At 71.9% G+C, this 26,495-nt stretch carries 23 protein-coding genes; 13 read left to right on the forward strand and 10 right to left on the reverse strand.

Features of this window, described 5'->3' with window-relative positions; all coding sequences use genetic code 11:
* The first annotated feature begins 38 nt into the window (after positions 1-38).
* The 3 genes from ACZ7L4_RS15790 (at position 39) to ACZ7L4_RS15800 (ending at position 2,769) form a co-directional block, all read left to right on the forward strand.
* Complete coding sequence (locus tag ACZ7L4_RS15790; protein WP_450813884.1) at positions 39-920, forward strand: metal-dependent hydrolase; 882 nt, start codon at positions 39-41, stop codon at positions 918-920.
* Entirely contained in the window at positions 917-1,996 is a 1,080-nt protein-coding gene (locus tag ACZ7L4_RS15795; RefSeq protein WP_472102845.1) for a PDR/VanB family oxidoreductase, read from the forward strand. The genes ACZ7L4_RS15790 and ACZ7L4_RS15795 overlap by 4 nt, the downstream gene beginning before the upstream one ends.
* A 68-nt stretch (positions 1,997-2,064) precedes the next feature.
* Complete coding sequence (locus ACZ7L4_RS15800; protein ID WP_472102847.1) at positions 2,065-2,769, forward strand: TetR/AcrR family transcriptional regulator; 705 nt, start codon at positions 2,065-2,067, stop codon at positions 2,767-2,769.
* Between the two features lie 469 nt (positions 2,770-3,238).
* Here the strand turns inward: ACZ7L4_RS15800 and ACZ7L4_RS15805 are convergent, their stop codons facing one another.
* Together ACZ7L4_RS15805 and ACZ7L4_RS15810 are read right to left on the reverse strand one after the other, a co-directional pair.
* Positions 3,239-3,586, reverse strand: coding sequence for a 5-carboxymethyl-2-hydroxymuconate Delta-isomerase (locus ACZ7L4_RS15805; protein ID WP_472102849.1), 348 nt, complete (start codon positions 3,584-3,586; stop codon positions 3,239-3,241).
* Positions 3,587-3,712: 126 nt separating this feature from the next.
* Complete coding sequence (locus ACZ7L4_RS15810; protein ID WP_472102851.1) at positions 3,713-5,320, reverse strand: SpoIIE family protein phosphatase; 1,608 nt, start codon at positions 5,318-5,320, stop codon at positions 3,713-3,715.
* Positions 5,321-5,523: 203 nt separating this feature from the next.
* Here ACZ7L4_RS15810 and ACZ7L4_RS15815 point away from each other — a divergent pair, with 203 nt between their 5' ends.
* Both ACZ7L4_RS15815 and ACZ7L4_RS15820 read left to right on the forward strand, forming a co-directional pair.
* The gene (locus tag ACZ7L4_RS15815; RefSeq protein ID WP_472102853.1) at positions 5,524-6,570 is read left to right on the forward strand and encodes a LacI family DNA-binding transcriptional regulator; all 1,047 of its coding nucleotides are present in this window, start codon (positions 5,524-5,526) and stop codon (positions 6,568-6,570) included.
* A gap of 75 nt (positions 6,571-6,645) precedes the next feature.
* Positions 6,646-7,482, forward strand: coding sequence for a phosphatase PAP2 family protein (locus ACZ7L4_RS15820; protein ID WP_472102855.1), 837 nt, complete (start codon positions 6,646-6,648; stop codon positions 7,480-7,482).
* 51 nt (positions 7,483-7,533) lie between these two features.
* On the opposite strand, the gene ACZ7L4_RS15825 is transcribed toward ACZ7L4_RS15820, so the two are convergent.
* Both ACZ7L4_RS15825 and ACZ7L4_RS15830 read right to left on the reverse strand, forming a co-directional pair.
* Positions 7,534-9,108, reverse strand: coding sequence for an amidohydrolase (locus tag ACZ7L4_RS15825; protein ID WP_472102857.1), 1,575 nt, complete (start codon positions 9,106-9,108; stop codon positions 7,534-7,536).
* An 88-nt stretch (positions 9,109-9,196) separates the two neighbouring features.
* Positions 9,197-10,642, reverse strand: coding sequence for an APC family permease (locus tag ACZ7L4_RS15830; RefSeq protein WP_472102859.1), 1,446 nt, complete (start codon positions 10,640-10,642; stop codon positions 9,197-9,199).
* Positions 10,643-10,779: 137 nt separating this feature from the next.
* Here ACZ7L4_RS15830 and ACZ7L4_RS15835 point away from each other — a divergent pair, with 137 nt between their 5' ends.
* Together ACZ7L4_RS15835 and ACZ7L4_RS15840 are read left to right on the forward strand one after the other, a co-directional pair.
* Complete coding sequence (locus ACZ7L4_RS15835) at positions 10,780-11,388, forward strand: TetR/AcrR family transcriptional regulator (RefSeq protein WP_472102861.1); 609 nt, start codon at positions 10,780-10,782, stop codon at positions 11,386-11,388.
* A gap of 125 nt (positions 11,389-11,513) precedes the next feature.
* On the forward strand, positions 11,514-11,711 hold the full coding sequence (locus ACZ7L4_RS15840) for a hypothetical protein (protein WP_472102863.1): 198 nt from the start codon (positions 11,514-11,516) through the stop codon (positions 11,709-11,711).
* 201 nt (positions 11,712-11,912) lie between these two features.
* Here the strand turns inward: ACZ7L4_RS15840 and ACZ7L4_RS15845 are convergent, their stop codons facing one another.
* Positions 11,913-14,930, reverse strand: coding sequence for a bifunctional [glutamine synthetase] adenylyltransferase/[glutamine synthetase]-adenylyl-L-tyrosine phosphorylase (locus tag ACZ7L4_RS15845; RefSeq protein ID WP_472102864.1), 3,018 nt, complete (start codon positions 14,928-14,930; stop codon positions 11,913-11,915).
* Between the two features lie 134 nt (positions 14,931-15,064).
* Between ACZ7L4_RS15845 and ACZ7L4_RS15850 the strand changes: the two genes are divergently transcribed.
* From ACZ7L4_RS15850 to ACZ7L4_RS15860, 3 genes are all read left to right on the forward strand, one after another.
* Positions 15,065-15,598, forward strand: a complete 534-nt coding sequence (locus ACZ7L4_RS15850) for a pyridoxamine 5'-phosphate oxidase family protein (protein WP_472102866.1) — start codon at positions 15,065-15,067, stop codon at positions 15,596-15,598.
* A gap of 34 nt (positions 15,599-15,632) precedes the next feature.
* On the forward strand, positions 15,633-16,064 hold the full coding sequence (locus ACZ7L4_RS15855; RefSeq protein ID WP_472102868.1) for a VOC family protein: 432 nt from the start codon (positions 15,633-15,635) through the stop codon (positions 16,062-16,064).
* A gap of 67 nt (positions 16,065-16,131) precedes the next feature.
* A complete protein-coding gene (locus ACZ7L4_RS15860) occupies positions 16,132-16,548 on the forward strand; it encodes a VOC family protein (protein ID WP_472102870.1) in 417 nt (138 codons plus the stop codon).
* A 48-nt stretch (positions 16,549-16,596) separates the two neighbouring features.
* Here the strand turns inward: ACZ7L4_RS15860 and ACZ7L4_RS15865 are convergent, their stop codons facing one another.
* From ACZ7L4_RS15865 to ACZ7L4_RS15875, 3 genes are all read right to left on the reverse strand, one after another.
* Positions 16,597-16,812 carry a hypothetical protein gene (locus ACZ7L4_RS15865; protein WP_326022277.1) on the reverse strand — a complete coding sequence of 72 codons (216 nt, stop codon included), beginning with the start codon at positions 16,810-16,812 and terminating at the stop codon, positions 16,597-16,599.
* Complete coding sequence (locus ACZ7L4_RS15870) at positions 16,809-17,438, reverse strand: restriction endonuclease (protein ID WP_472102872.1); 630 nt, start codon at positions 17,436-17,438, stop codon at positions 16,809-16,811. The genes ACZ7L4_RS15865 and ACZ7L4_RS15870 overlap by 4 nt, the downstream gene beginning before the upstream one ends.
* A gap of 299 nt (positions 17,439-17,737) precedes the next feature.
* Positions 17,738-19,099 carry a glutamine synthetase family protein gene (locus ACZ7L4_RS15875; protein ID WP_385768450.1) on the reverse strand — a complete coding sequence of 454 codons (1,362 nt, stop codon included), beginning with the start codon at positions 19,097-19,099 and terminating at the stop codon, positions 17,738-17,740.
* Between the two features lie 403 nt (positions 19,100-19,502).
* On the opposite strand from ACZ7L4_RS15875, the gene ACZ7L4_RS15880 reads away from it, so the two are divergent.
* Positions 19,503-21,437: a S53 family peptidase gene (locus ACZ7L4_RS15880; protein ID WP_472102873.1), complete on the forward strand. Its 1,935-nt coding sequence runs from the start codon at positions 19,503-19,505 to the stop codon at positions 21,435-21,437.
* Positions 21,438-21,489: 52 nt separating this feature from the next.
* On the opposite strand, the gene ACZ7L4_RS15885 is transcribed toward ACZ7L4_RS15880, so the two are convergent.
* A complete protein-coding gene (locus ACZ7L4_RS15885; RefSeq protein ID WP_472102875.1) occupies positions 21,490-22,950 on the reverse strand; it encodes an APC family permease in 1,461 nt (486 codons plus the stop codon).
* 69 nt (positions 22,951-23,019) lie between these two features.
* On the opposite strand from ACZ7L4_RS15885, the gene ACZ7L4_RS15890 reads away from it, so the two are divergent.
* Positions 23,020-23,442, forward strand: a complete 423-nt coding sequence (locus tag ACZ7L4_RS15890) for a DUF6153 family protein (RefSeq protein ID WP_472102877.1) — start codon at positions 23,020-23,022, stop codon at positions 23,440-23,442.
* A gap of 69 nt (positions 23,443-23,511) precedes the next feature.
* Positions 23,512-25,110, forward strand: coding sequence for a multicopper oxidase family protein (locus tag ACZ7L4_RS15895; protein WP_472102879.1), 1,599 nt, complete (start codon positions 23,512-23,514; stop codon positions 25,108-25,110).
* Between the two features lie 66 nt (positions 25,111-25,176).
* Here the strand turns inward: ACZ7L4_RS15895 and ACZ7L4_RS15900 are convergent, their stop codons facing one another.
* Entirely contained in the window at positions 25,177-26,394 is a 1,218-nt protein-coding gene (locus ACZ7L4_RS15900; RefSeq protein WP_472102881.1) for an MFS transporter, read from the reverse strand.
* Positions 26,395-26,495 lie beyond the last annotated feature (101 nt).

A 26,495-nucleotide genomic window follows, 5' to 3' on the forward strand; every position in this document is an offset into this window, starting at 1 on the left:
GGGTGTCCACGGAGCCTACCCGTCAGTACATTGACGCCATGTCTAATACGCGCGTCCCGTTGAAGGCACGCCAGGTCTCGTTCGCCTGGGACAAGACGCCCCTGCACTGGCTGCCGGACGATCCGTTCAGCACGCACACCATCAACGTCCTGCATCTCCTGCTCCCGGCGGGCGAGCGCTGGTTCGTGCACGTCTACAAGCAGGTGCTTCCGTACATCACGGACGAGCGGCTGCGCGAGGACGTCATCGGGTTCATCGGCCAGGAGGCCATGCACTCGCAGGCCCACGACGAGGTGCTGCCGCACCTGCGCGAGCAGGGCCTCGACCCCACGCCGTACACGGCCCAGGTCGACTGGTTCTTCGAGAAGCTGCTGGGCGACCGGACGCTGCCGCCGGGCAAGGCGCGGCAGTGGTGGCTGATGGAGCGGGTCGCGCTGATCGCGGCGATCGAGCACTACACGGCGTTCCTCGGCAACTGGGTGCTCAACGCGGAGGAGTTGGACCGCAACGGCGCCGACCCGATGATGCTGGACCTGCTGCGCTGGCACGGCGCGGAGGAGGTCGAGCACCGGGCGGTCGCCTTCGAGCTGTTCGAGCACCTCGACGGCAGCTACCGGCGCCGGGTGCGCACCTGGGCCACCGCCTTCACCGCGCTCGTCTTCCTGTGGCAGCGCGGCGCCCGGTTCTTCATGGAGAACGACCCGACGCTGCTCGACGGCAAGGCCACCTGGAAGGACTTCTACCAGGGCGGCAAGCGGGGCGTGCTGCCGACGCCCGGGGCCATGGCGCGGTCCATCCCCCGCTATCTGAGCCGGAGTTACCACCCCGACCAGGAGGGCGACACCGCCCAGGCCGTCGCCTACCTCGCCTCGTCCCCCGCGGCCACGGCCGCCGAAGCCCGTACCGGAGCCGCCCGATGAACGCTCGTACGCTGCGGGGGGCCGTGGTCGTCGCCGGTGCCGCGTTCGTGGTGCGGCGCGCCCTGCGGCGGCGTGTGCGGCGCTCGCCGCTGTGGCCGATGCCCGCGCTGGAGGAGCCGACGTCGGGGCGGCCCCGGGCCCGGGCGCTGAGCCTGCTCGTCACGCGGCACGAGCAGGTGGCCGAGGGCGTCGTTCAACTCCGCCTGGAGGGCCCGGACTTGCCCGCGTGGCAGCCGGGCGCACACCTCGACCTCGTGCTCCCCTCCGGGGTCGTGCGGCAGTACTCGCTGTGCGGCGACCCCGAGGACACGTCGTCGTACACCGTCGCCACCCGGCTCATCCCGGCGGACGAGGGCGGGCGCGGCGGCTCGCGCGAGGTGCACGAGCAGGTGCGGGAGGGCATGGAGGTCGAGGTGCGCGGACCGCGCAACCGCTTCCCGCTCGACGCGCGGGCACCCTCGTACGTGTTCGTCGCCGGCGGCATCGGCATCACCCCGATCCTGCCGATGCTGCGGGAGGTCGCGGCGCGGGGCGCCGACTGGAAGCTGTTGTACGGGGGCAGGTCGCGGGCCTCGATGCCGTTCGTGGAGGACGTGGCGAAGCTGGGCGGCGAGGCTCCCGGCCGGGTGACCGTCGTGGCGGAGGACGAGGACGGGCGGCCCGATCTCGCCGCCGCGCTCGCGGACACCGCGCCCGGCACAGCCGTGTACTGCTGCGGGCCCGAGGGCCTGATGGCGACCGTGGAGGCGGCGCTGCCCGAGCACTGCACGCTGCACAGCGAACGGTTCACGCCACGCAATTCGACCGAGGGCAACGGCCCGTTCGAGGTCGAGCTGCGGCGCAGCGGCAGGATCGTGGACGTACCCGCCGACTCGACGGTGCTCGCGGCGGTCCGCTCGGAGGTTCCCGGAATCGCGTACTCCTGCGAACAGGGCTTCTGCGGAACGTGCCAACAGCGCGTCGTGGAAGGGGAGATCGAGCATCGCGACGAGTTGCTCACGGATGCCGAGCGCGCCGACTCGATGCTGATCTGCGTCTCGCGGGCCCGTGGCGAGCGTCTGGTTCTCGACCTTTAGTGGAGCGCGGCGGGGGCGGTGCGCGGGGGCCGGTTGGCAGGCCGGAATCGCTCGGTAGAGTGTTCGGCATGACTACCGGGGTGCGGCGCAGGATGGGAGTCGAGGAGCGGCGGCGGCAGTTGATCGGGGTCGCACTCGAACTGTTCAGCCACCGCTCCCCCGACGAGGTCTCCATCGACGAGATAGCGGCCGCCGCGGGCATCTCGAGGCCGCTGGTCTACCACTACTTCCCGGGCAAACTCAGCCTGTACGAGGCGGCGTTGAGGCGGGCGGCGCAGGATCTGGCCGAACGGTTCGAGGAGCCGCGGGAGGGGCCGCTCGGGGCGCGGCTGCTGCGGGTGATGGGGCGGTTCTTCGACTTCGTCGACGAGCACGGGCCGGGGTTCTCGGCGCTGATGCGCGGCGGCCCGGCAGTCGGCTCTTCGGCGACGAACGCGCTGATCGACTCCGTCCGGCAGGCGGCGTACGTCCAGTTCCTCGCGCATCTGGGGGTCGTGGCGCCCTCCGCCCGCCTCGAACTCGTCGTCCGCTCCTGGATCTCGCTCGCCGAGTCGACGGCGCTGATCTGGTTGGACGGTCGGCGTATCCCCCGCGAGGAGCTTCAGCTCCAGCTGGTCCACGACTTCGCGGCGCTTGCCGCGGTGAGCGCGGCGTACGACGAGGAGATGGCGGTGTTGCTCCGCCACCTCCTCGCGGACGAGCCGGCGGACGGCCCCTTCGCAACCCTGATCACCCGCCTCACCACCGCCGGGGTCCCCGCGGCAGCGGGCTGAGTCCTGTTGCGCGGCACCGGGCATCGGGGCTGGGCCCCAGGCCCCTGTTGCGCGGCACCGGGGGCCGCCTTGCCCACCCTGCCGCCCAAGGCGGCAGATTGCCCAAGTCGGGGGCGGCCGACCGCGGCGGGTGGGGAGCCGTGCTGGCGGCAGATTGCCGGAGGCGGTAGCGGGCGACCGCAACGGGTGGGGAGCCAGGCCCGCGCCCCGTGGGGCCGACGCCCCCGGAGGGGGCGGGTGGGTGGGAGGTGGGCGGGGAGCGGGCAGGGGCCATGGCCTGCGGGTGGGCGGGGAGACACGAGCAGCTGCGGCGGGTGGGTCAATCAGGCCGGGCGGCGGGTGGGCCAATCAAGCCCCTGCGGCGATTGAGCAGCGGGGCCCGGGGCAGAGCCCCGAGACCGTAACGCCGACGCCGCAAGAGAGCCCGCGGGGTCCAGGGCGGAGCCCCTGACGTGGGAGCGGTTGCCCGTCAGTCGGCGATCGCCGAGCAGTACGACGGGGCCAGGTCGCGGACCTCCGCCGAGAGATGCACCCCCGCCGGCTCCTTGATGTGCGCCGGCAGCGCCGCCAGCACCGCCTCCGCAAGCGCCGTCTTCGCCTCCTCCGTACGCCCCGCGAGCAACGCGATCTCCACGTGCACGAGGGACGCCGCCCCCTCCCCGACCACCGTGGTCCCGACCCCGCGGAACCGCGTCTTGCACGCGGGAATCCGCGCGGCCACGATGTCGACGGCGGCCTGGTGCACGGCCCCGGCGAGCCCCGCCCGGTCGAGCCGGTCGTCGAGGTCCGCGGAGTGGTCGACGGTGATCTGCGGCATGGAGGCCCTCCGAGGTGTCGTGGTGCGTGCGCGCGTGCCCGCACACATGTCGGCGCCAACCTTCACCCGTAAGCCCCCGACCGCACAATCACGTCCCGCCCAGCGGACGCCCCGCCGACCCCCTGGTCACCGCGGAGCGCGCCGCAGGGCCAGGAGCGCGATGTCGTCGGCCCGGTCGCGCCCGAACCGGGCGAGGAGCGCGTCGCACAGCTCACCGGGATCCGCGGGCGCGTCCGCGGCGGCCTCGCGCAACTCCTCCAGGGAGATGGACAGATCGATGCCGCGGGTCTCCACGAGCCCGTCGGTGACCAGGAGGAGGCGGGCGCCGGGTCCGAGGTCGACCACGGTGGGCTCGGGGTGCCACAGCCCGAGCCCGAGCAACGGCCCCGCCGCCCGCACGTAGTGGGCCGCGCCGCCGACCGGCACGACCAGCGGCGGGATGTGCCCGGCGTTGGCCACCCGCGTACGGCCCGTCGCGGGGTCGACGAGGGCCAGGCACAGCGTGGCGGTTAGCTGCGGGTGGTAGTGCTGGAGCAGCCGGTCGAGCCGGGACACCAGATGGGCGGGGCGGGGATCCTCCAGGCAGTAGGCGCGCAGCGCGTGCCGCAGCTCGACCATCACCGTCGCCGCGTCGAGCGAGTGCCCCACGACGTCGCCGACCCCGACGAGCACGCCCTCGGGCGTGGGCAGCGCCGCGTAGAAGTCGCCGCCCATCTCGGCCTCCTGGGAGGCCGGCTCGTAGCGGAAGTCGATGTCCAGGCCCGCGAAGGCGGGCAGTTGGGAGGGCAGGAAGTTGTGTTGCAGCGTGTGGGCGACATGCCGCTCCTGCTCGTACAGGACGAGGGGTTCCGCGGCGAGCGCGATGGCGCGGGCGAGCTGGGCGACGAGCGGCCCCGTCCTGGCGTCCGGATCGTCGAAGTCGGGCGTGGCGAGGCACACGGGGAACCGGCCGTCGCGGGTGCGGGAGAGGGTGAGCCGGGCGCCGCCGGGCCCGAAGTAGGCCTGCGGCCACGCGGTCCCCGGCCGCAGCGTGGTGCGCACACCGCCGGGCCGGCAGCGGATCTGCCGCACCTGCTCGACGGCCCGCTCGCGCGCGGCGGAGTCCGGTCCCTCGGACGTCGGGGCGCTCCGGGACAGGCCCGTGTGCACCGCGCCGTGGTCGCCGAGGACGAAGACGGCGGCGTCGCCCCCGGTGAGCCGGGCCGTCGCGGCGGCCGCGGTCCGCGCGAGTTCCGCGAGGTCGCGGGCGCCCTGTACGTCGACGACGGCCCGGGACAGCAGGGTGAGGTGGTCGAACTGGGCCTGGGTGTGGGTGAGTTCGCGGGCGCCGCGGAGCGCGGCGCGCACGACGGCACGGATCTCCTCCGGTTCGGCGGGCACCGTCAGATAGGCCTCGCCGCCCGCGTCGAGCGCCCGGCAGCGGTCCGCCGGCACCGACGGGCGGGCGGAGAAGTGCACGACGGGGATCCCGGCGAGCGAGGGCAGCGCCTTGACCCTGCGGCACAGCTCGAACCCGCTGAGGTCGGGAAGGCCCACGTCCACGAGCGCCACATCGGGCAGCGCCCCCGCGCGCAGCCGCACGTCGAGCTCGACGAGGGCCTCGCCCGCGGAGCCGACGGGGACGACGACGTGCCCCGCCCGGCTCAGGACGGCGCCCAGCGCGTACCGATTGGCGGCGCTGTCGTCGACCACCAGGACGGTGCAGCCGACGTCTGTCCCGGGTCGCTGAGCCATGACGTTCACGAGAGCCCCTCAGGAAACGGAGCGGTGCGGGCCCCCTCGGCCCGCACCGCACCAAACTACCGCCGGACACCCGTGCGGCGGCCCGCCCTTCGTCCGGTTCACCGTTCCGGGTGGCGGCGGCCCAACCCGGCTTGCCCGCCCGGTACTTCCCGTTCGGTGGGCAATGCGGCGAGTGACGGGTAAGGTCGCGTCCCGTGACCGCACGCCTAGCCGACATCGCAAGCCAAGCGGGGGTCAGCGAAGCGACCGTCAGCCGCGTGCTCAACGGGAAGGCGGGGGTCGCCGCGGCCACCCGTCAGTCCGTCCTCGCCGCCCTCGACGTGCTCGGCTACGAGCGCCCCGTGCGCCTCAAGCAGCGCAGCGCGGGCCTGGTCGGCCTGATCACCCCGGAGCTGGAGAACCCGATCTTCCCGGCGCTCGCCCAGGTCGTGGTGCAGGCCCTGACCAGGCAGGGTTACACCCCGGTCCTGGCCACCCAGACGCCCGGCGGCTCCACCGAGGACGAGCTCACGGAGATGCTCGTCGACCGCGACGTCAGCGGCATCATCTACGTCTCCGGGCTGCACGCCGACACCACCGCCGACACGCAGCGCTACGAGCGCCTGCGCGGCCAGGGCGTCCCCTTCGTGCTCGTCGACGGGTACGCGGCGGGGGTAGCGGCGCCCTTCATCTCGCCGGACGACCGGGCGGCGGCCCGGCTCGCCGTGACGCATCTGCTCTCGCTCGGCCACACCCGGATCGGCCTGGCCGTAGGTCCGCGCCGCTTCGTTCCCGTACAGCGGAAGATCGAGGGGTTCGTACGCACGATGGCGGAGCGGCTCGACCTGCCGGAGGACGAGATGGAGCACGATCTCGTCCAGCACTCCCTCTACACCCTGGAGGGCGGGCAGGCCGCGACGTCGGCGCTGCTCGACCGGGGCTGCACGGCGGTGGTCTGCGCGAGCGACATGATGGCGCTCGGCGCCATTCGGGCGGTGCGCGAGCGCGGCATGGACGTGCCGAAGGACGTCTCCGTGGTCGGTTTCGACGACTCTCCGCTGATCGCCTTCACCGATCCGCCGCTGACCACGATCCGCAAGCCGGTGCATGCGATGGGTCAGGCCGCGGTGCACACGCTGCTGGAGGAGGTCGGCGGCACGCCCGCACCGCCGAGCGAATTCGTGTTCATGCCGGAGCTGGTGGTGCGGGGCTCCACAGCCGCGTCGGCAGCGGTGTCCGTAGGGGTTCGGCCTCGTCCGTAGGGCGTAGCGGGTGCGCCCGTGACCCGCCCAGGGGATGATCGGACGTGGGGTCGCAATCTGGCAGACTCTGTGCCTATGGGTGAATCGACCGTGACGACACGTGAAGGCCGTAAAGGGGCCACTTCATCACCCATCGCGGAAGACCGCGTCGGGCGTCGCCTTCGGGTGCCGCGGCGTCCGCGGCTCTGGTTCGAGATCCTGCTGATCGCGGTGAGTTACTACACGTACTCCCTGATCCGCAACGCGGTCCCGGAGCAGAAGACACAGGCGCTGCGCAATGCCGACTGGATCTGGCAGGCCGAGCACAGCCTCGGCATCGCCGTCGAGCAGGCAGTCAACCATGCCGCGAATTCGGTGAGTTGGCTCATCGTCGGCATGAACTACTACTACGCGACACTGCACTTCGTCATCACGTTGGGCGTCCTGGTGTGGCTGTTCCGCTGCCATCCCGGCCGCTACGCGGCGACCCGTCTCGCGCTGTTCGCGACGACGGCGGTCGCCCTCGTCGGTTATTACTTCTATCCGCTGGCACCACCGCGCCTGATGAGCGGCGGCGGTTTCGTCGACACGGTCGCGGTGCACCAGACCTGGGGCTCGATGGCCTCGGGCAACCTGAAGAACATGTCGAACCAGTACGCGGCGATGCCGTCGATGCACATCGGCTGGTCGCTGTGGTGCGGCATGACGATCTTCGCGCTCGCCTCGGTGCCGTGGGTGCGGGTCCTCGGGCTCGTGTACCCGGCGCTGACCCTGGTGGTCATCGTGGCGACCGCGAACCACTTCTGGCTGGACGCGGTGGGCGGCATGCTGTGCCTGGCGTTCGGGTTCGCGGTGGCGCGGGCCTGGTACGGGGCGCTGCCGTACGCGCTGCCGCGCCTGGTGACCCCACCCTTGATGCCGATCAAGGCCTGAGGCCTGTCGAGGGGGGGGCGGCGCCGTGCGGTGCCGCCCCTCCCCCGTGGCTCAGGCTCTCCGGTGCGTGATCCGGCCGTCCGTCACGGTGAGGACGACGGGGGCCTCGGCGACCTCGTCCGCGGGGGCCGTGACCGGGTCGAGGCCGAGCACGGTGAGGTCCGCGCGCAGGCCGACCGCGATCCGGCCGCCCTCCGCCGCCTGACCTGCGGCGATCGCCGCGTGCGAGGTGACGCCCTCCAGCGCTTCGAGGCCGGTGAGCCCCTGAGCGGGACCCGCCGCCCCCTCCGGCACCCGCGCCATGGCGAGCACGTTGCGGGCGTCGTAGTGGGCGATCGGCCAGTCGGAGCCGAGCGCGAGCACGGCGCCGGCGTCCCGCAGGTCACGGGTGCGCCAGGCGCGGGCGGCGCGCGCGTCGCCGAGCCGCTTGGACCACTCGTCGCTGTGGTCGCCCTTCGTGTACGCGGTGTGCGGGGGCTGCATCGACGCGGCGACGCCGAGCGCGGCGAACCGCGGGATCGTGTCGTCGGGCACGGACTCGATGTGTTCGATGCGGTGCGCGTTCCGGCCGCTCTCCCCGAGCGCCTCGATGGTGTCGAGGGCGTGCCGGACGGCCGCGTCGCCGATGGCGTGCGTCGCGGTGCGCACCCCGGCCGCGTGCAGATGACGTACGGCCGCGCTGTACGCCGCCGGGTCCGGCCAGAACGCGTCCGTGCCCTGACCGTGGCAGTCGGCGTGCTCCAGCCAGGCGGTGCCGCCCTCGACGGTGCCGTCCATGAAGAACTTGACCCCGCCGACCCGCCAGCGGCGCCCGCCGAGCTTCTGCAGCGCGACCAGCTCGTCGAGCCCGGCCCGGTCCACGCCCGGCATGCACCAGGGCGAGACGGTGAGCCGCATCGGCAGCTCCGTCTCCTCCTCGACGGCGGCGAGCAGCTCGAGCCCTGACCCGTCCATGACGTGCGCGCCGGTGAGCCCGGTGGCGGCCATGGTGCTGAGCAGATCGACGAGCCCGGAGCGGCGGTCCGCGGCGGAGGCCCGGGGCGCGACCTCGTACACCAGGTCCATGGCGGCGTGCTCGACGAGATATCCGGTGGGCCGCCCCTCGCCGTCGCAGACGATCTCGGCCCGCTGGGCGAACTCCCGCGGCCCCGTGATCCGCGCGGCGTCCAGGGCGGCGCCGCTGACCAGCGCGGAGTGGCCGTCGTACAGGCGCAGGAAGGCGGGCGCACCGCCGAGCACGTCCTCGATCAGCTCGCGGTGGATGGGCCGCCCCTCGAAGGCGTTGTGGTCGAGCCCCCACCCGACGACCCACCCGTCGAGCCGATCTGCTGTGCGCAGGGCGGCGCGGAGCCCGTCGAGGTCCTGTACGCCGCTGAGGTCGACGCCGGTGGCCATCTCCAGGCCCCAGACGGGGTGACTGTGGGAGTCGACGAACCCGGGGAGGACGTGGGCGCCGTCGAGGTCGATCCGTTCGGTGCCGGGGCCCTGCCAGTCCCGTACGAGGTCGCGGGTATCGCCCACAGCCACGATGCGACCTCCGGCCACAGCGACGGCGGTTGCCTCCGGCCGGGCCGGGTCGAGGGTACGGACGTGGGTGTCGGTGAGGAGGAGGTCGGCGTAGGACATGAGGCGGGGGTGACTCCGTTTCTGCAATTCAAGCCCCTGCGGCGATTGAGCAGCGGGGTTCGGGGCAGAGCCCCGTGGCGTCGGCCTGTTACTGGCCGAACCGTGCGTACGTCTCCGGACGGGACCGCTTCAGGCGCCATGCCAGCGCGAGACCCAGGACGAACACCGCCGGCGCCACCGCCATGAGGATCCAGTTGACCAGCGGAGACGCACCCGTGAAGAGGTCGATGTGCGTGGCCACCAACCCGATCGCGACGGCTAGGAGAACCGTCGCCACGACCGGCGCGACGACCGTCCGCAGCACGCCCTCCTGATGCGTGATCCGGCGGAAGAAGAACGGGACGGCGAGCGCCGCGAGGAGCTGGAGGGCCATCAGGCCCAGCATGCCCGGGGTGTTGACCCACAGCAGCAGTTGGTCGTACGGGTCCGCGCCCGCCGCCCAGAACCCGAGCACGACGACCGCGCCGAGCACCGTCTGCGCGAGCCCGGCGACGTACGGGGACCGGTGCTTGGGGTGGATGCGGGCGAGCGAGCGCGGCAGCACGCCCTCGTCGGCGAGGGCGAGGGCGTACCGGTTGATGGCGTTGTGGAAGGCGAGGAGCGAGGCGATGACGCTGGTGACGATGAAGACGTGCATCAGGTCCGCCGCCCAGCCGCCGACGAAGGTGGTGATCGCGGTGAAGAAGAGGTTCGCCGGGTCGTCGCCCGCCGCCTTCACGACGGCCGCGTCGCCGAAGGACTGGATGGCGATCCAGACGGTGAAGGCGTAGAAGAGGCCGAGGAAGGCGACCGCGATGTACGTGGCGCGGGGCACGGTGCGGTCCGGGTCGCGGGCCTCGCGGCGGTAGATGACGGTCGACTCGAAGCCGGTGAACGCGGCGAACGCGAAGGCGAGGACCGCGGCCGTGCCGGGCACGAGGACGTTGCCGGGCGCGAAGGAGGCCAGGGACAGTCCGTGCGCGCCGCCCTTGAGGAGCACCCCGCCCGCGAGCAGGATCAGGATGCCGGTCTCCGCGACGAGCAGGACGCCGAGCACCTTGGCGCCGAAGTCGATCGAGCGGAAGCCGCCGTACCAGATCAGGGCCAGGCCCACGAGGGAGACCGGCAGCCAGGGCACGTCCGCGCCGAACAGGGAGTGCACGGTGTCCTGCGTGGCGGAGCCGAGGAGTCCGTAGACGCCGATCTCCATGCCGTTGTAGCCGACCATCGCGAGCAGCGCCGCGCCGATGCCGGCCGGTCTGCCGAGGCCCTGCGCGATGTACGAGTAGAAGGCGCCGCCGCCGGTGACGTGGCGGCTCATCGTGGTGAAGCCGATGGCGAAGACGGCGAGGGTGATGCCGGCGAGCAGATAGCCGGCGGGGGCTCCGACGCCGCCGAGGGAGATGGCGATGGGCGCGACGCCCGCCATGACGGTGAGCGGGGCGGCGGCGGAGACGACGAAGAACGCGATGTCGGACGTGCCGAGGCTTCCTGTGCGGAGGCCGGTCGGGGTGCTCGGCGGTGCGTTCTCGGTCTTCGGGGAGGTCACGGTCATGCGGCAGGAAGCCCCTCTGGCGGACGGCCCGGACTGCGGACGGGCGTAAATCTAAAGGCTTTTGGTTTTCGCAATGTAACCTCCCGTTGGGCATACGGGAAGACCCGATTTTGTGGAGCCACCGAGGAGGGATCTGGATGGGGCGGCCGCGCACACCCCTCCTCGACCGGGAGCGGATCACCACGGCGGCGCTCGCCATCGTCGACGAGAAGGGCGAGTTCAGCGTCCCGCAGGTGGCGCGCAGGCTCGGCGTGCAGGCGGGCTCGCTCTACCACCACGTGGACGGCCGGGACGGCATCGTGGAGCTGCTGCGCGAGCGGATCTGCTCCGCGATCGACGAGACGCCGCTGACCTCGGGCCTCCCGTGGGACGAGGCGATCGCCGGGTGGGCCCGCTCCTACCGGGCCGCGTTCGCCGCGCACCCCAGGGCGATCCCGCTCCTGACGACCCACCCGGTGCGGGCGCCGCGGGTGCTCGCACAGTACGAGCTGGGGGTGGCGCTGCTGCTCGACGCCGGGTTCGCGCTGCCGGACGTGATGCCGGTGATCATCGCGCTCGACAACATGGTGCTCGGCTCGGCGCTCGACGTGGCGGCGCCCGACACGATGTGGGAGCCGACGGAGGAGGGCGCGACCCCGATGCTCGAACGGGCCCTCGCCGCCGGGCCCGAGGGCCGCACGGACGCGGCGTTCGAGCTGGCGCTCGCCGGGTTCGTCGCGCACTGTCGGGTACTGCTGGACGCGTAAGGGCCCCGTAGGGTTCCGGGACCTTCGTCCCGCGCGTTCACGACCGACGGCATCTGCCGCCGGGGCCCGTCCCGGAGGATCGTCGGAGGTCCAGACCTCGACGGTACGGACGGAGGGCCGGTCTCATGGCCACGGCAACGGTGCACAAGGACACGACGAGCGCGAGGGTGGCGGCGCCGGGCGACGCGTCCCACCCCTTCGGCGCGCTGCACCGCGAGCACGCTCCCGCGGACGAGCGGGCGGCCGCGGCGACGGCGCGGGCCCACCGGGGGCCTTCGGGGTTGCCGTGGCTGTCGGCGACGACGTCGGCGAAGGTCGCCTGACACCGGCACCGCCCCCACGCCACGGGGCTCCGCCCCGGACCCCGCGCCTCAATCGCCGGCGGGGCTTGATCATGCCGACCCAGCCTTGGGCAATCTGCCGCCTTGGGCGGCAGGGTGGGCAAGGCGGCCCCCGGTGCCGCGCAACGGAACCTCCCGGCGCCACCCCGGCACGGCGGGAACTCCCGGCGCCGCGCAGCACCGTCACCCGTCGTAGAACCGCTCCTCCATCACGGCTCGCGCGCGGCGCGTCGTGCGGCGGTAGTCGTCCAGCATGTCGCCGACGTGGCCGGGGTCGTACCCCAAGTACCGGCCCACGGCGCCCAGTTCGCGGCCGTCCGACGGGAACGTGTCGCCCGGCCTGCCGCGCACCAGCATCACCGCGTTGCGCACGCGCGTGGCGAGGACCCACGCCTCGTCGAGGATCGCCGCGTCCTCGGCAGGGATCAGTTCGGCGGCGCACGCGGCGGCGAGGGCCTCGCGGGTGCGAGTGGTGCGCAGACCCGGTTCCACCCAGCCGTGCCGCAGCTGCATCAGCTGCACCGTCCACTCGACGTCGGACAGCCCGCCGCGCCCCAGCTTCGTGTGGAGCGTGGGGTCGGCGCCGCGCGGCAGCCGCTCCGACTCCATGCGGGCCTTGAGGCGGCGGATCTCAAGGACGGCGTCGTCGCCGAGGCCCTCGGCGGGATAGCGCAGCGGGTCGATCAGGTCGATGAACGCGCGGCTCAACTCCTCGTCACCGGCGACCGGTTGGGCCCGCAGCAGCGCCTGCGACTCCCAGACCAGTGACCAGCGGCGGTAGTACGCCTCGTAGGACCCCAGCGTGCGCACCAGCGGGCCCGACTTGCCCTCGGGGCGCAGGTCCGCGTCGATGAGCAGCGGCGGATCGGCGCTCGGCAGGGCGAGCAGCCGGCGCATCTCGGAGACGACCTTGTTGGCGGCCTGCGCGGCCTCGTGGTCGTCGACGCCCTCGCGCGGCTGGTGCACGAACAGCACGTCGGCGTCGGAGCCGTAGCTCAGCTCGTGCCCGCCGAAGCGGCCCATGGCGATGATCGCGAACCGGGTGGGCAGGGTGTCGCCCCAGCCGTCGCGGACCACGGCGCGCAGCGTCCCGCCGAGGGTGGCGGCGGTCAAGTCCGATACGGCGGCGCCCACTTGGTCCACCAGGGCGCCCTGGTCGGCGACGGCGGGGGTGTCCTCGGTGCCGTACGAGGCGATGATGTCCGCGGCAGCCGTGCGCAGCAGCTCGCGGCGGCGCACAGCGCGCGCCGAGGTGACCGCCTGCTCGCCGCCGTCGGCCCGCCGCACCGCCGCGAGCACCTCCTGCTCCAACTGGGCGTGCCCGCGCGGCTCCAGGCCCCGCTCGTCGCCGAGCAGCGCCACCGCTTCGGGGGCGCGCATCAGGAGGTCGGGGGCGAGGCGCCCGGCGGACAGGATCCGCGCGAGGTTCTCGGCGGCCGCCCCCTCGTCGCGCAGCAGCCGCAGGTACCAGGGCGTCTTGCCCAACGCGTCGGAAACCTTGCGGAAGTTGAGGAGCCCCGCGTCCGGGTCGGCGGAGTCCGCGAACCAGCCGAGCAGCACCGGCAGCAGCGTCCGCTGGATGGCGGCCTTGCGGCTGACGCCGGAGGCCAGCGCCTCCAGGTGGCGCATGGCGGCGCTCGGGTCGGCGTAGCCGAGCGCGACGAGCCGCTCGCGGGCGGCCTCCGCGCGCAACCGGGTCTCGCCCGGGGCGAGTTGGGCCACGGCGTCTAGCAGCGGCCGGTAGAACAGCTTCTCGTGCAGGCGGCGGACGACGGACGTGTGCCGCTTCCAGGCGCGCTTGAGATCCGTGATGGGTTCCGTGCGCATCCCCATCGAGCGGCCGATGCGGCGCAGGTCGGCATCGTCCTCGGGCACCAGGTGGGTGCGGCGCAACTTGTAGAGCTGGATGCGGTGTTCGAGCGTGCGCAGGAACCGGTAGGCGTCGTCGAGCTGCACGGCGTCGACCCGGCCCACGTATCCGCCGTCGGCGAGCGCGGCGAGCGCGTTCAGGGTCGTACCGCTGCGCAGCGCCGAGTCCGCGCGGCCGTGCACCAACTGCAGGAGCTGCACGGCGAATTCGACGTCGCGCAGCCCTCCGGGCCCGAGCTTCAGCTCGCGGTCCACGTCGCCGACGGGGATGTTCGCGACGACCCGCTTGCGCATCTTCTGCACGTCGGGCACGAAGTTCTCGCGCTCGGACACCTGCCACACCATCGGCGAGACGGCCTCGACGTACTCCTCGCCGAGGTCGAGGTCGCCCGCCACCGGGCGGGCCTTGAGCAGCGCCTGGAACTCCCAGGTCTTGGCCCAGCGCTGGTAGTAGGCGAGGTGCGAGGAGAGGGTGCGCACGAGCGGCCCGTTGCGCCCCTCGGGGCGCAGGTTGGCGTCGACGGGCCAGATGGTGCCCTCGACGGTGGTGTCGGAGCAGATCCGCATCATGTGCGAGGCGAGCCGGGTGGCGGCCTGGATCGCCTTGCCCTCGTCGGCGGACCCGTCGGTGGGCTCGCCGACGAAGATGACGTCGACGTCGGACACGTAGTTCAGCTCGTGGCCGCCGCACTTGCCCATCGCGATCACGGAGAGCCGGCACAGCGCGGCGTCGGCCGGGGACGCCGTACGGGCGATGGCGAGGGCCGCGCGCAGCGTCGCCGTCGCCAGGTCGGCGAGTTCGGCGGCGGTCTCGGTGATGTCGGTCGTGCCGCACACGTCGCGGGCCGCGATGGACAGCAGGCAGCGCCGGTAGGCGACGCGCAGCGACACCTCGTCGGTGGCCTCGGCGAGCCCCTGCTCGAACTCCTCCACACCGGGGTGCAGATCGTTCGCCTCGTACGTGACCAGGGCCCGCCAGTCCTTCGAGTGCCGGGCGAGGTGGTCGGCGAGCGCCTCGGAGGAACCGAGCACGCCGAGCAGCCGGTCGCGCAGCGGCTTCGCGGCGACGAGCGTGTCGAGCAGCTCGCGCCGCGCCGTCTCGTCCTCCTGCGCCTCGACCAGCCTGACGAGGCCGAGGAGCGCCAGGTCCGGGTCGGCGGCGGCGCCGAGCGCGTCCAGGAGCAGCGGGTCGGCGCGCACGGCGGACAGCGCGGGGGCGTCGAGCAGCCGCTCGGCGGTGGACGGATCGGTGAAGCCGAGTCGCAGCAGCCGGGTGAAGGTGCTGCTTCTGCGGCCGCCCGTCCACCGTCCCCCTTCGTGCGGCACCGACATCATCGCCCGGCCTCCTGTTCGATCAACGGTGGCCTTGAGCCTACTGCGCCCCGGGCCGCACCGATGAGTTGTGGGGCCGTGGCAGGTCCCCACTTGTGTACGAGTGGCCACGTACAAGGAAAGGAACGCCCACGATGGAGTACGACGCGCACACCGGCACCGGCCCGCCGCACACGTCGATCGACCCGCGCTACAGCTCCCCCGGCGCCGAACCCACCGCGTGGGCGGCGGCCGAACGGCTGCTGACCGGCGCCGAGCTGTTCTGGATCTCCACGGTGCGCCCCGACGGCCGCCCCCATGTCACACCGCTCATCGCCGTCTGGCTGGACGGCGCGCTGCACTTCACCTCCGGCGAGCGCGAGCGCAAGTCGCTCAACGTCGCGGAGAACCCCGAGGTCGTCCTCACCACCGGCACGAACGCGTGGGCCGCGGGCTTCGACGTGGTGGTCGAGGGGTGGGCGGTGCGGATCACGGAAACGGAACGGCTGCGTTCCCTCGCCAAGGCGTGGGAGGCGAAGTACGGTCCGGCTTGGCACTTCGAGGTCCGTGCCGACGGCGCGTTCCAGGGCCGAGAGGGCCCGGCCCTGGTCTTCGCGGTGACGCCGCGCACGGTCTTCGGCTTCGGCAAGGGCGAACAGTTCACGCAGACGCGCTGGCGGTTCGAATGACCGCCGGGCACTCATGAGAGGACAGGCACCGGTCATGGAATGGACCCTCGAGGTGATCGTCGTTCCCGTCTCCGACGTGGACCGCGCCAAGGACTTCTACGCGAACAAGGTGGGCTTCAAGGTCGACCTGGACAGCCAGGTGGCCCCCGGCATCCGCATCGTTCAGCTCACGCCACCGGGCTCGCGCTGCTCGATCTCCCTGGCGGAGGGCCTGCCCGGAGCGCCTGGCCAGCCGGCCCTGGCCCCCGGCTCGCTCACCGGGCTCCAGGTCTGCGTCACCGACATCGCGGCGGCGCGCGAGGAGCTGCTGACACGCGGCGTCGACGTCAGCACGGTGCAGCACGCCGGTCCGCAGGGGTGGCAGGAGGGCCCCGGCGAGGTGTGGAACTCGTTCATGTTCTTCACGGACCCGGACGGCAACGGCTGGACGGTCCAGGAGGCGCCGGCACCACTGTCGGAACGCTGAGCACGCAACACCGAGCACCGGCGTCCGCACCGGCCCGGAACCGACGATTCGCCCCTACCTTGTCCCCATGGAAATGACCCTTGAGGTAATCGGCCTGCCGGTGTCGGACATCGACCGGTCCAAAGCCTTCTACGTCGACAAGGTCGGCTTCCGCTGCGACGTCGACCGCGAGGTGATGCCCGGCGCCCGCATCGTCCAGCTCACCCCGCCCGGCTCCGGCTGCTCGGTCACCCTCGCCGCGGGCGTCCCGTCACCGACGGGCACCGCGACCCCGGGCGCGTACCACGGCCTGCAACTGTGCGTCAGCGACATCAAGGCGGCCTACGAGGAGCTCCGCGCCCGCGGCCTGGACGTCTCGGAACCGGTCCAGTACGCCCCCGACGACGGCGGCACCTTCATGCACTTCACCGACCCGGACGGCAACGGCTGGTCCATCCAGGAATACCGAAAGCGCTCCGCTGTGCCGTTGCGGGACGCGTTGTAGACCGGGCGGGTCCCGGAACGTTCGCCCCTGCCTTGGCAGACCAATGCCTCACGGGCTACCGGCGGCCGAGATGCTCTGCACGACGTTGCCCAGGACGGCGAGAATCCCCTGCCCGAACCCGGTCGGCGCGATCAGCACGCCGAACACCAGCACGATGAACACGGTCGTCCACTGGTTGGCTTTGCTCTGGAACTGGCCCTTCCGACCTATGCGGAAGTAGATGATCACGGCCAGCAGGACCGCGACGTTGAGCGTCAGGATCACGTGGCCCACCTCCCCTTCTGATCAGGACCGTGCCGTCGGTCGACGAGGTGGATGCGGTGCTCCCGGCCCCATGGGGCGGCCTTCGAGGAGAACCGCCCGTTGGTGAGCACGACCGCGACATCCGCCCCGTGGACCTGCCGGGCCGTTCCGTTGACCTGCCGCAGCACCCCCACGCCGACGGCCGGGCCACGGTCCCCGTCACGGCGGTGCTTGCACTGGATCGCCCAGATACGACCGGCCGGGTCGGTGGCCCGTACGTCGCCGGCGCCACCGATCCGCTCGGCCGTCCAGCCGTCCCGGCGCATCAGGTCCCGGACGGCGAACTCGAACGCCCGGTGATCCAGCGCGTCCGTCTCCGCGATGCGCAGCCGTAGCGACCGGGCGCGGACCCGTTGCCACTCGTCCCGCTGCCGGACCTGGTGGAACCAGAAAACGCCCACGACCGAGGCGATCACGGCGTTGAGGACGAGGGGCCACCAGTGCACGAGCAGCCACCGCACAGCGGCAATCACCACACCGACCGCCACGACGGCACCGCCCAGGAGCGCGAGCTGCTCGTCCTTCTTCCTGGAGCGACGACTCACCCGACGGCGGGCCGTGCGCCGCGCCGAGCGACGACCGCTCACCGGAACACGACCGAAGGCCGCGACCTCGCTCCGCCACTCATATGCCCCTCGCTCCGTGCCCCCATGAACGAACTCCCCCTCAGGTCAGCCACGTTGGCGAGCCCCTGCTCTCGTCATATGACAGCACGCACCACTGACATGACGTAAGGATGCGATCACAGAGAGCAGCACCATTTCGGCCAGCACAACTCCCCCTCCCGCCCACACACGGCCCAGCCCCACCGCACACAACGAGGCCGCCGGTCTGTGACCGACGGCCCCGAAAGCCTGATGCGGTGCGAAACCGCTCTGACCTGCCCCTACAGCACCGGCAGATTCTTCCGCAGCTCGAACGCCGTGACCTCGCTGCGGTACTCCTCCCACTCCTGCTTCTTGTTCCGGAGGAAGAAGTCGTAGACGTGCTCGCCCAGCGTCTCCGCGACCAGTTCCGAGCGTTCCATCAGGGCGATGGCCTCGCCGAGGTTCTGCGGGAGGGGCTCGATGCCCATCGCGCGGCGTTCCGCGTCGGAGAGGGCCCAGACGTCGTCGTCGGCGCCCGGCGGGAGTTCGTAGCCCTCTTCGATGCCCTTGAGGCCGGCCGCCAGGAGGACGGCGTACGTGAGGTACGGGTTGGCGCCCGAGTCGATGGAGCGGACCTCGACGCGCGCCGAGCCCGTCTTGCCGGGCTTGTACATCGGGACGCGGATGAGGGCCGAGCGGTTGTTGTGGCCCCAGCAGATGTAGGACGGGGCCTCGCCGCCGGCGCCCGCCGTGCGCTCGGAGCCGCCCCAGATGCGCTTGTAGGAGTTCACCCACTGGTTGGTGACGGCCGAGATCTCCGCCGCGTGGCGCAGCAGGCCCGCGATGAAGGAGCGGCCGACCTTGGAGAGCTGGTACTCGGCGCCCGACTCGTAGAAGGCGTTCCTGTCGCCCTCGAAGAGGGACAGGTGGGTGTGCATTCCGCTGCCCGGGTGTTCCGAGAAGGGCTTCGGCATGAAGGTCGCCTGCACGCCCTGCTCCAGCGCCACCTGCTTCATGACCAGGCGGAACGTCATGATGTTGTCCGCCGTGGAGAGCGCGTCGGCGTAGCGGAGGTCGATCTCCTGCTGGCCCGGTGCGCCCTCGTGGTGGCTGAACTCGACCGAGATGCCCATCGACTCGAGCATCGTGATCGCCTGGCGGCGGAAGTCCATGCCCACGTTCTGCGGGGTGTGGTCGAAGTAGCCGGAGGTGTCGGCGGGCACCGGGCGGGTGCCGTCCAGCGGCTTGTCCTTGAGCAGGAAGAACTCGATCTCGGGGTGCGTGTAGAAGGTGAAGCCGAGGTCGGAGGTCTTGGCCAGGGCCCGCTTGAGCACGTAGCGCGGGTCGGCGAAGGACGGCGAGCCGTCGGGCATCAGGATGTCGCAGAACATCCGCGCCGTGCCGGGGGCCTCCGCGCGCCACGGCAGGACCTGGAAGGTGCCGGGGTCCGGCTTGGCGATCATGTCGGACTCGTAGACGCGGGCGAAGCCCTCGATGGCGGAGCCGTCGAAGCCGATGCCCTCATCGAACGCCTGTTCCAGCTCGGCCGGGGCCACGGCCACCGACTTGAGGAAGCCCAGCACGTCCGTGAACCACAGACGTACGAACCGGATGTCGCGCTCCTCCAGGGTGCGGAGCACGAACTCCTGCTGCTTGTCCATCTTTCGCTTCCACCCATCCTTGCTGGTCAGGCCTACTGCTCCCACGCCGTTTGGAGGGCCTGGTCACATCCCACCACACGCCCGTTTCCGGCGCGTTGCCGACCTTGATCGTCACTGATCGGCCGGTGATGTGTTCATAGTGCCTGCCGAAGCCCTCGGCGTCATAGTGCCCGCCTTCCGGGCCGCGCCGCCGGACGGTCCACGAGGGCCCGCACGACCGGCCCCGCCGCACCCCGCGATGCGCCCAAATCAGCCTATCCCGACCGGAGTTGAGCCGACTTGACGTCTTCTTGATCGTCCCATTTCCCTCGCGTGAACGGTTGTTGGCAAGAGTGGGCCTCTCTGCGTGTGCATTACACATGCACCTCAGCATCTCCAGTACCTCTATCCAGGGGGGTTCCACATGAGATCCAATCGCGGCGCACGCCGCACCCGGGCGGGCCTGAGCATCGCGGCCACCCTTCCGCTGCTCGCCGGCGCCCTCGCCCTCGCCGCGCCCGCCCACGCCCAGCCGGACGGCCGCGACACCCTCTCCGGCACCAGGCCGCTGTGGGCCACCGGCGCCGCCGACAAGGGCGACACCGCGGACGGCGGCAAGGTCACCGCGCGCGTCTACCTCGCGGGCCGGGACGCGAAGGGCCTCGCCCAGTACGCGAAGGACGTGTCCGACCCGAAGTCGGGGAAGTACCAGAAGTACCTGAGCGCCAAGGAGGCGCGCAGCCGCTTCGGGGCGACGAAGGAGCAGATAGCCGAGGTCACGGCCTGGCTGAAGTCCGCAGGTCTGACCGTGACCGGCTCCACCGCGCACTATCTCTCCGTGTCGGGCGACGTGGCCGCCACCGAGAAGGCCTTCGGCACCCAGCTGCACGACTACAAGAAGGGCGGCCACACCTACCGCGCCCCGTCCGGCGCCGCCTCCGTGCCCGCGTCCCTCGACGGCGCCGTGCTCACCGTGACCGGCCTCGACAGCGCCCCGCACAAGGCGACGAAGCAGGACCAACTGCCGCCCCCGAGCGCCGTGTTCCGCAACGCGGGCCCGTTCTCCACGTACTACGGCTCCAACACCGCGAGCACGCTCCCGGACGCGTACGGCGGCAAGGTCCCGTACGCCCCGAAGGGCTACACCGGCAAGCAGCTGCGTGCCGCGTACGGCGCCGGGAAGGCGACCGGCAAGGGTGTGAAGGTCGCGATCACCGACGCGTACGCCTCGCCGACCATCGCCAAGGACGCGGCGACGTACGCGAGGAAGCACGGGGACGCGGGCTACAACTCCGGGCAGCTGAAGCAGGTGCTGCCGAAGCAGTACACGAAGACCAAGGAGTGCGACGCGGCCGGCTGGTACGGCGAGGAGACCCTCGACGTCGAGGCCGTGCACGCGATGGCCCCGGCCGCCGACATCACGTACGTGGGCGCGGCCTCCTGCTACGACGACGATCTGCTCGACTCGCTCGGCAAGGTCGTCGACAAGCACCTGGCCGACATCGTCTCCAACTCCTGGGGCGACATCGAGGCCAATCAGACGCCCGAGCTGGCCGCCGCGTACGACCAGGTGTTCCAGCTGGGCGCCGTCGAGGGCATCGGCTTCTACTTCTCCTCCGGCGACAACGGCGACAACGTCGCGTCGACGGGTACGAAGCAGGTCGACACGCCCGCCAACTCGGCGTGGGTGACGGCGGTCGGCGGCACCTCGCTCGCGGTCGGCAAGGGCGACACGTACCAGTGGGAGACCGGCTGGGGCACGCTGAAGTCCAACCTGGCGGCGGACGGCAAGAGCTGGACCGACTTCCCGGGCGCGTACACCTCCGGCGCGGGCGGCGGCACCAGTAAGACGGTCGCGCAGCCCGACTACCAGAAGGGCGTCGTGCCGGACGCGCTCGCGGGCGCGAACGGCGGCCAGAACCGCGTCGTCCCGGACATCTCCGCGATCGCCGACCCGAACACCGGCTTCCTGGTGGGCCAGACGCAGACGATGCCCGACGGCTCGCTCGGCTACGACGAGTACCGCATCGGCGGCACCTCGCTCGCCGCACCGGTGATCGCGGGTGTGCAGGCGCTCGCGCAGCAGACGGGCGGCGGCAAGGCGCTCGGCTTCGCCAACCCGGCGATCTACGACCGGTACGGTTCGGCGAAGTACCACGACGTCGTCGACAAGCCGACCGGCAAGGACCTCGCCGTGGTCCGCGTCGACTACGCCAACAGCTACGACTCCTCCGAGGGCCTGCTCACCTCGGTGCGCAGCCTCGGCAAGGACGCCTCCCTGAAGGCCGTCAGGGGCTACGACGACGTGACGGGGGTCGGCTCGCCGGCTCCGGGTTACGTGCGCTCGTACCGCCGCTGACATCACGACGGCCCCAGTGGTCCGGGTGGGCGCTCACCCGGACCACTGGGGCTCACTGCTGTTCGCCGACGACCGGGTCCCGGTGGTCCGGGTGGATCCAGCTCGGCTTGCGGTACTTGAGGAACGCGACGGGCGCCGCGATGCCGAGGAGCAGCAGCCCGCCGCCGACGATCAGCAGATACCGCCACAGCGGCCCGGTGTCGTACTGGTCCGGCGGTACGAAGCCGATCACGAGCGCGAGCACGGAGGCCACGAACCCGACGCCCGCGACGGCGGTGACGGCCGGGACGACGAAGCCGCGCGGCACGTCCGGCTGCGAGCGGCGCAGCCGCACGACGGCCACGAACATCAGCAGATACGCGACCAGATAGATCTGGATCGTGATGACGGAGAACATCCAGTACTGGCTGGAGACGTTGTCGCTGAAGGCGTAGAGCACGCCGATGAGCGTGGTGAGCACGCCCTGCGCGATCATCACGTTCTGCGGGACGCCGTACTTGTTGAACTTCTGCAGGAACGGCGGCAGGTATCCCTCCTGCCGGGACAGCAGCACGAGCCCCTTCGCGGGTCCGGCGAGCCAGGTCAGCATGCCGCCGAGCGCCGCGCACACCAGCATCACGCCGACGATCCGCGTCATCCACCCGACCCCGAAGTGGTCGAAGAACGCCTGGAACGCCTGCATGAGGCCCGCGGTCAGGCTGAGTTGCTTCGCGGGCATCACCCAGCTGATGGCGAGGGCGGGCAGGATGAAGATCAGGAGTACGAGCCCGGTGGCGAGGAAGATCGAGCGCGGGTACTCGGCGCGCGGGCTGCGCAGCGAGGACACGTGCACGCCGTTCATCTCCATGCCCGCGTAGGACAGGAAGTTGTTGACGATGAGGACGAGGCTCGCGAGGCCCGTCCACGGCGGCAGCCAGTGGTCGGCGGTCATCGGGGCGGCGGACGGATTGCCCTGCCCGAGGAAGACGATGCCGAGCACGACGAGCACGACACCGGGGATGAGCGTGCCGATGATGAGCCCGAGCGACGACAGGCCGGCGATGGTCTTCGTGCCGCGCGAACTCACGTACACGCCCGCCCAGTACAGGACGACGATGCAGATCGCGACGTACAGGCCGTTCTCGGCGAGGCTCGGGTGGATGACGTACGCGAAGGTGGACGCGACGTAGGCGAGCAGGCTCGGGTAGTACGCGATGGTCATCGCGAACTGGCACCACACGGCGATGAAGCCGAGCGGTTTGCCGAGCGCCTCGCTGACCCAGCGGTAGATGCCGCCCGTCCAGCCGGAGGCCAGTTCGGCGCCGACGAGGGCGGTGGGCAGCAGGAAGACGACGGCGGGGAGGAGGTAGAGGAAGATCGCGGCGAGTCCGTACAGCGCCATGGAGGGCGAGGGCCGCAGGCTGGCGACGGAGGCCGTCGTCATCAGGCCGAGGGTGATCCAGGAGATGAACTGGCGGCGGTTGCCGTCGTCCGCGACCTGATCGCTTTGCCCTGGGTTGTCCGCAGTCGTCATGGGCTCATGATCGGTGCGGGAGGGGGAGGCCGCACCTCGCGGGATACCGGGTGGGGGTAGGGTGCGGGCATGGCGAGGACGCGGAGCGGTACGGGGCGGTGGCAGCGGCTGCTGCTGTTCGCCGCGCTGCTCTTCGGCGTCGTCGGGATGCATACGCTGGGGCATCCGTCAGGGCACGGGGCGGGGCACGACGGGGCGATGCCGATGCCGAGCGCGCACACCGCGATGGTTGGGCACGACTCCCCGCACAGCACCCCCGTCACAGCGCACGAGCGCCCCGACTCCCCCGGCCACGGCGGCATGGATCCGCTGAACGTGTGCCTCGCGGTGCTCGGTTCGTTCACGCTGCTGTTGCTGACGGCGGTCGTGCTGCGCCCGCTGCTCGCGGCGGTGGCGCCGGGGCCGCGGGCCCGCGGAATGGCCCTCGCCCAGCGCCCGAACCCTCCCCCGCCGCGAAGACTCCTGTCCGAGCTGTCGGTACTGCGCATTTAGGCCTGCGCGCGCTTTCGCACGCCTGAATCCACCTTCACCGACAGTTCATCGACAGCGAGGTACACACGCATGCGCAAGGAGACTCCGCGCACCCCCACTCGACGCACCCTGCTCGGCGCGGCGGTCGCCGCGGCCGGGACGGGCGCTCTGGCGGCCTGTTCCGGCTCGTCGTCGGGCCACGGAGGCCACGCGGCGAACGGCGCCGCGCCGCAGGGCTACATCGACCCGGCGGGCAAGGAGGTCGCCGCCGCCGAGAAGAAGCGCGGCTCCGGCGGCCGGGTCCGCGAGGTCCGGCTCACGGCGGCCGCGAGCCCGCTCGACCTGGGCGACCGCACCGTCAAGTCCTGGTCGTACGGCGGCGATCTGCCCGGCAAGGAGGTGCGGGTCACGGCCGGCGACACGCTCGCCCTCACCCTCGCCAACCACCTGCCCGAGCCCACGTCGATGCACTGGCACGGCATCGCGCTGCGCAACGACATGGACGGCGTACCGGGCCTGACCCAGAAGTCGATCGCGCCGGGCGCCGACTTCACGTACCGCTTCAAGGTGGCGCACCCCGGCACGTACTGGTTCCACCCGCACTCCGGCACGCAGCAGGACCGCGGCCTGTACGCGCCGCTGATCGTGGAGGACCCGAAGGAGCCGCTCTCCTACGACAAGGAGTGGGTGGTCGTCCTCGACGACTGGGTCGACGGGGTGGCCGGCTCGACCCCGGACGCGGTGCTCAAGGAGCTGCGGGCGGGGATGGACCACGGAAGCGGCTCCTCCGGTGGCGGTCACTCGGGCCACGACATGCCGGGGATGGAAGGCATGTCGATGCGTACGGAGGAGACCCCGGCCGGCCCCTCCCGCATGATGATGGGCGCGAAGAGCGATCTGCTGGGCGGCGACGCGGGCGACGTGAAGTACCCGCACTACCTGGTCAACGGCCGTACGCCACAAGCCCCTTCGTCGTTCGAGGCCCGCCCCGGCGATCGCATCCGGATCCGGTTCGTCAACGCGGGCGGCGACACGGCGTTCCGCGTCGCGCTCGGCGGCCACGAGATGACGGTGACGCACACGGACGGCTTCCCGGTGCGGCACGCGAAGACGGATGCGCTGCTGCTCGGGATGGGCGAGCGGTACGACGTGCTGGTGACGGCGGGCGACGGGGTGTTCCCGCTGACGGCGCTCGCGGAGGGCAAGAAGGCGTCGGCTCTCGCGGTGCTGCGCACGGCCTCGGGCTCGGCACCGTCCGCCACGGCCCGCCCCAAGGAGCTGGACGGCCGCCTCCTGACGGCGGACAAGCTCCGCGCGGACGACTCCGTGGCCCTGTCCGCCCGCAAGCCGGACCGCACGATCAAGCTGCGGCTCACGGGCGGGATGGCCAAGTACGACTGGGCGTTCAACAAGAAGCCGTACGACCCGGACCAGCGCTACCCGCTGCGCGCGGGCGAACGGGTCCGTCTGGTCTTCACCAACACGACGTCCATGTGGCACCCGGTCCACCTGCACGGCCACACGTTCGCCCTCCCGAACGGCCCCCGCAAGGACACGGCGATCGTCCTCCCGAACGCCACCGTCACGGCCGACTTCGACGCGGACAACCCCGGCCTGTGGATGCTCCACTGCCACAACGTGTACCACTCGGAGGCGGGCATGATGACGGTCCTGGGCTACCGGGGCTGACGCACGAGGGCGGGGTACGCGCGCGTACCCCGCCCTCTTCCACGCGGTCCGGTGAACCGGCGCGGCTCAGCGTCGCGCCGGTTCCTGTTCCGACGGGATGTGGGAGGCCACCAAGCGGCCGGGGGTCGTCGCGGCCCGGCCGCGGTCCACCGCGTACGCGACCGATGCGACGCCCACGCCGAGTACCGCGAGGGCCGCGCCCGTGATGGCCGGGGAGGTGACTCCGAAGCCCGCGGCGAGGGCGAGGCCGCCGATCCAGGCGCCGCCGGCGTTGGCGAGGTTGAAGGCCGCCTGGTTCGCGGACGAGGCGAGGGAGGGGGCCGCGGAGGCCTTCTCCATCACGATCAGCTGGAGCGGGGAGCCCGTCGTGAACGCCGCCATGCCGAGGAGGAAGACGGCGAGCGCCGCGCTCCACTCCGCACGCATGAGGAGGGGGAAGAGGGCCAGGACCACGGCCAGGGACGTCAGGCCGCCGAAGAGCGTGCCGCGCAGGGAGTGGTCCGCGAGGCGGCCGCCCATGAGGTTGCCGATCGTGGCGCCGACGCCGAAGAGCGCGAGGAGCACGGTCACGGACGCCTCCGCGTAGCCCGCCGCGTCCGTGAGCATCGGCGTGATGTAGCTGTACGCCGCGAAGAGCGCGCCGAATCCTGCGACCGTCGTGCCGAGCGCGAGCCAGACCGGGAGCGACCTCAGGGCGCGCAGTTCGCCGCGCAGGCCCGCGGCCGTCTCGCCGTGGCCGTGGTCCGCCGGGACCAGCGCCAGCAGCGCCGCGATCGCGACCAGACCGATCGCGCTGACCGCGAGGAACGTGGCGCGCCAGCCCAGCTGCTGCCCCATCGCGGTCGCGGCGGGCACGCCGACGACGTTCGCGATGGTCAGGCCGAGGAACATCAGGGAGACCGAGCGGGCCTTGCGTTCCGGGGCGACGAGCGAGGTGGCGACGACCGCGCCGACGCCGAAGAACGCTCCGTGCGGCAGGCCGCTGACGAAGCGCGCGAGCATCAGCGAGTGGTAGTCGGGGGCCGCCGCCGACACCGCGTTGCCGACGACGAACAGCGCCATCAGGCCGATGAGGACCCGGCGGCGCGGCATCCGCGCGGTGACCGCGGCGAGCAGCGGCGCGCCGATGACCACCCCGAGCGCGTACGCGGAGACGAGGTGTCCGGCGTCCGGGATCGAGATGCCCAGGTCGTCGGCGACGTTGGGCAGCAGGCCCATGATGACGAACTCGGTCGTGCCGATGCCGAAGGCGCCCACGGCGAGCGCGAGCAGGGCGAGGGGCATGGAGGAACTTTCGGTTGCGACGGCGGGAGGGTGGTGCGTCCGTACGTGAACGCGTACGTGTGGAGTACGTAAGTTTACGTACGGAACAAAGTCTCGCCCAT

The sequence above is a fragment of the Streptomyces sp. NPDC107575 genome (assembly GCF_055657265.1).

Excerpts from the sequence above, each read along its gene's own strand:
- ACZ7L4_RS15790 (WP_450813884.1), top strand. The coding sequence starts at position 39 with ATGTCTAATACGCGCGTCCCGTTGAAGGCACGCCAGGTCTCGTTCGCC.
- ACZ7L4_RS15795 (WP_472102845.1), top strand. The coding sequence starts at position 917 with ATGAACGCTCGTACGCTGCGGGGGGCCGTGGTCGTCGCCGGTGCCGCG.
- ACZ7L4_RS15800 (WP_472102847.1), top strand. The coding sequence starts at position 2,065 with ATGACTACCGGGGTGCGGCGCAGGATGGGAGTCGAGGAGCGGCGGCGG.
- ACZ7L4_RS15805 (WP_472102849.1), bottom strand. The coding sequence starts at position 3,586 with ATGCCGCAGATCACCGTCGACCACTCCGCGGACCTCGACGACCGGCTC.
- ACZ7L4_RS15810 (WP_472102851.1), bottom strand. The coding sequence starts at position 5,320 with ATGGCTCAGCGACCCGGGACAGACGTCGGCTGCACCGTCCTGGTGGTC.
- ACZ7L4_RS15820 (WP_472102855.1), top strand. The coding sequence starts at position 6,646 with ATGGGTGAATCGACCGTGACGACACGTGAAGGCCGTAAAGGGGCCACT.
- ACZ7L4_RS15825 (WP_472102857.1), bottom strand. The coding sequence starts at position 9,108 with ATGTCCTACGCCGACCTCCTCCTCACCGACACCCACGTCCGTACCCTC.
- ACZ7L4_RS15830 (WP_472102859.1), bottom strand. The coding sequence starts at position 10,642 with ATGACCGTGACCTCCCCGAAGACCGAGAACGCACCGCCGAGCACCCCG.
- ACZ7L4_RS15835 (WP_472102861.1), top strand. The coding sequence starts at position 10,780 with ATGGGGCGGCCGCGCACACCCCTCCTCGACCGGGAGCGGATCACCACG.
- ACZ7L4_RS15840 (WP_472102863.1), top strand. The coding sequence starts at position 11,514 with ATGGCCACGGCAACGGTGCACAAGGACACGACGAGCGCGAGGGTGGCG.
- ACZ7L4_RS15845 (WP_472102864.1), bottom strand. The coding sequence starts at position 14,930 with ATGTCGGTGCCGCACGAAGGGGGACGGTGGACGGGCGGCCGCAGAAGC.
- ACZ7L4_RS15850 (WP_472102866.1), top strand. The coding sequence starts at position 15,065 with ATGGAGTACGACGCGCACACCGGCACCGGCCCGCCGCACACGTCGATC.
- ACZ7L4_RS15855 (WP_472102868.1), top strand. The coding sequence starts at position 15,633 with ATGGAATGGACCCTCGAGGTGATCGTCGTTCCCGTCTCCGACGTGGAC.
- ACZ7L4_RS15860 (WP_472102870.1), top strand. The coding sequence starts at position 16,132 with ATGGAAATGACCCTTGAGGTAATCGGCCTGCCGGTGTCGGACATCGAC.
- ACZ7L4_RS15875 (WP_385768450.1), bottom strand. The coding sequence starts at position 19,099 with ATGGACAAGCAGCAGGAGTTCGTGCTCCGCACCCTGGAGGAGCGCGAC.
- ACZ7L4_RS15880 (WP_472102873.1), top strand. The coding sequence starts at position 19,503 with ATGAGATCCAATCGCGGCGCACGCCGCACCCGGGCGGGCCTGAGCATC.
- ACZ7L4_RS15885 (WP_472102875.1), bottom strand. The coding sequence starts at position 22,950 with ATGACGACTGCGGACAACCCAGGGCAAAGCGATCAGGTCGCGGACGAC.
- ACZ7L4_RS15890 (WP_472102877.1), top strand. The coding sequence starts at position 23,020 with ATGGCGAGGACGCGGAGCGGTACGGGGCGGTGGCAGCGGCTGCTGCTG.
- ACZ7L4_RS15895 (WP_472102879.1), top strand. The coding sequence starts at position 23,512 with ATGCGCAAGGAGACTCCGCGCACCCCCACTCGACGCACCCTGCTCGGC.
- ACZ7L4_RS15900 (WP_472102881.1), bottom strand. The coding sequence starts at position 26,394 with ATGCCCCTCGCCCTGCTCGCGCTCGCCGTGGGCGCCTTCGGCATCGGC.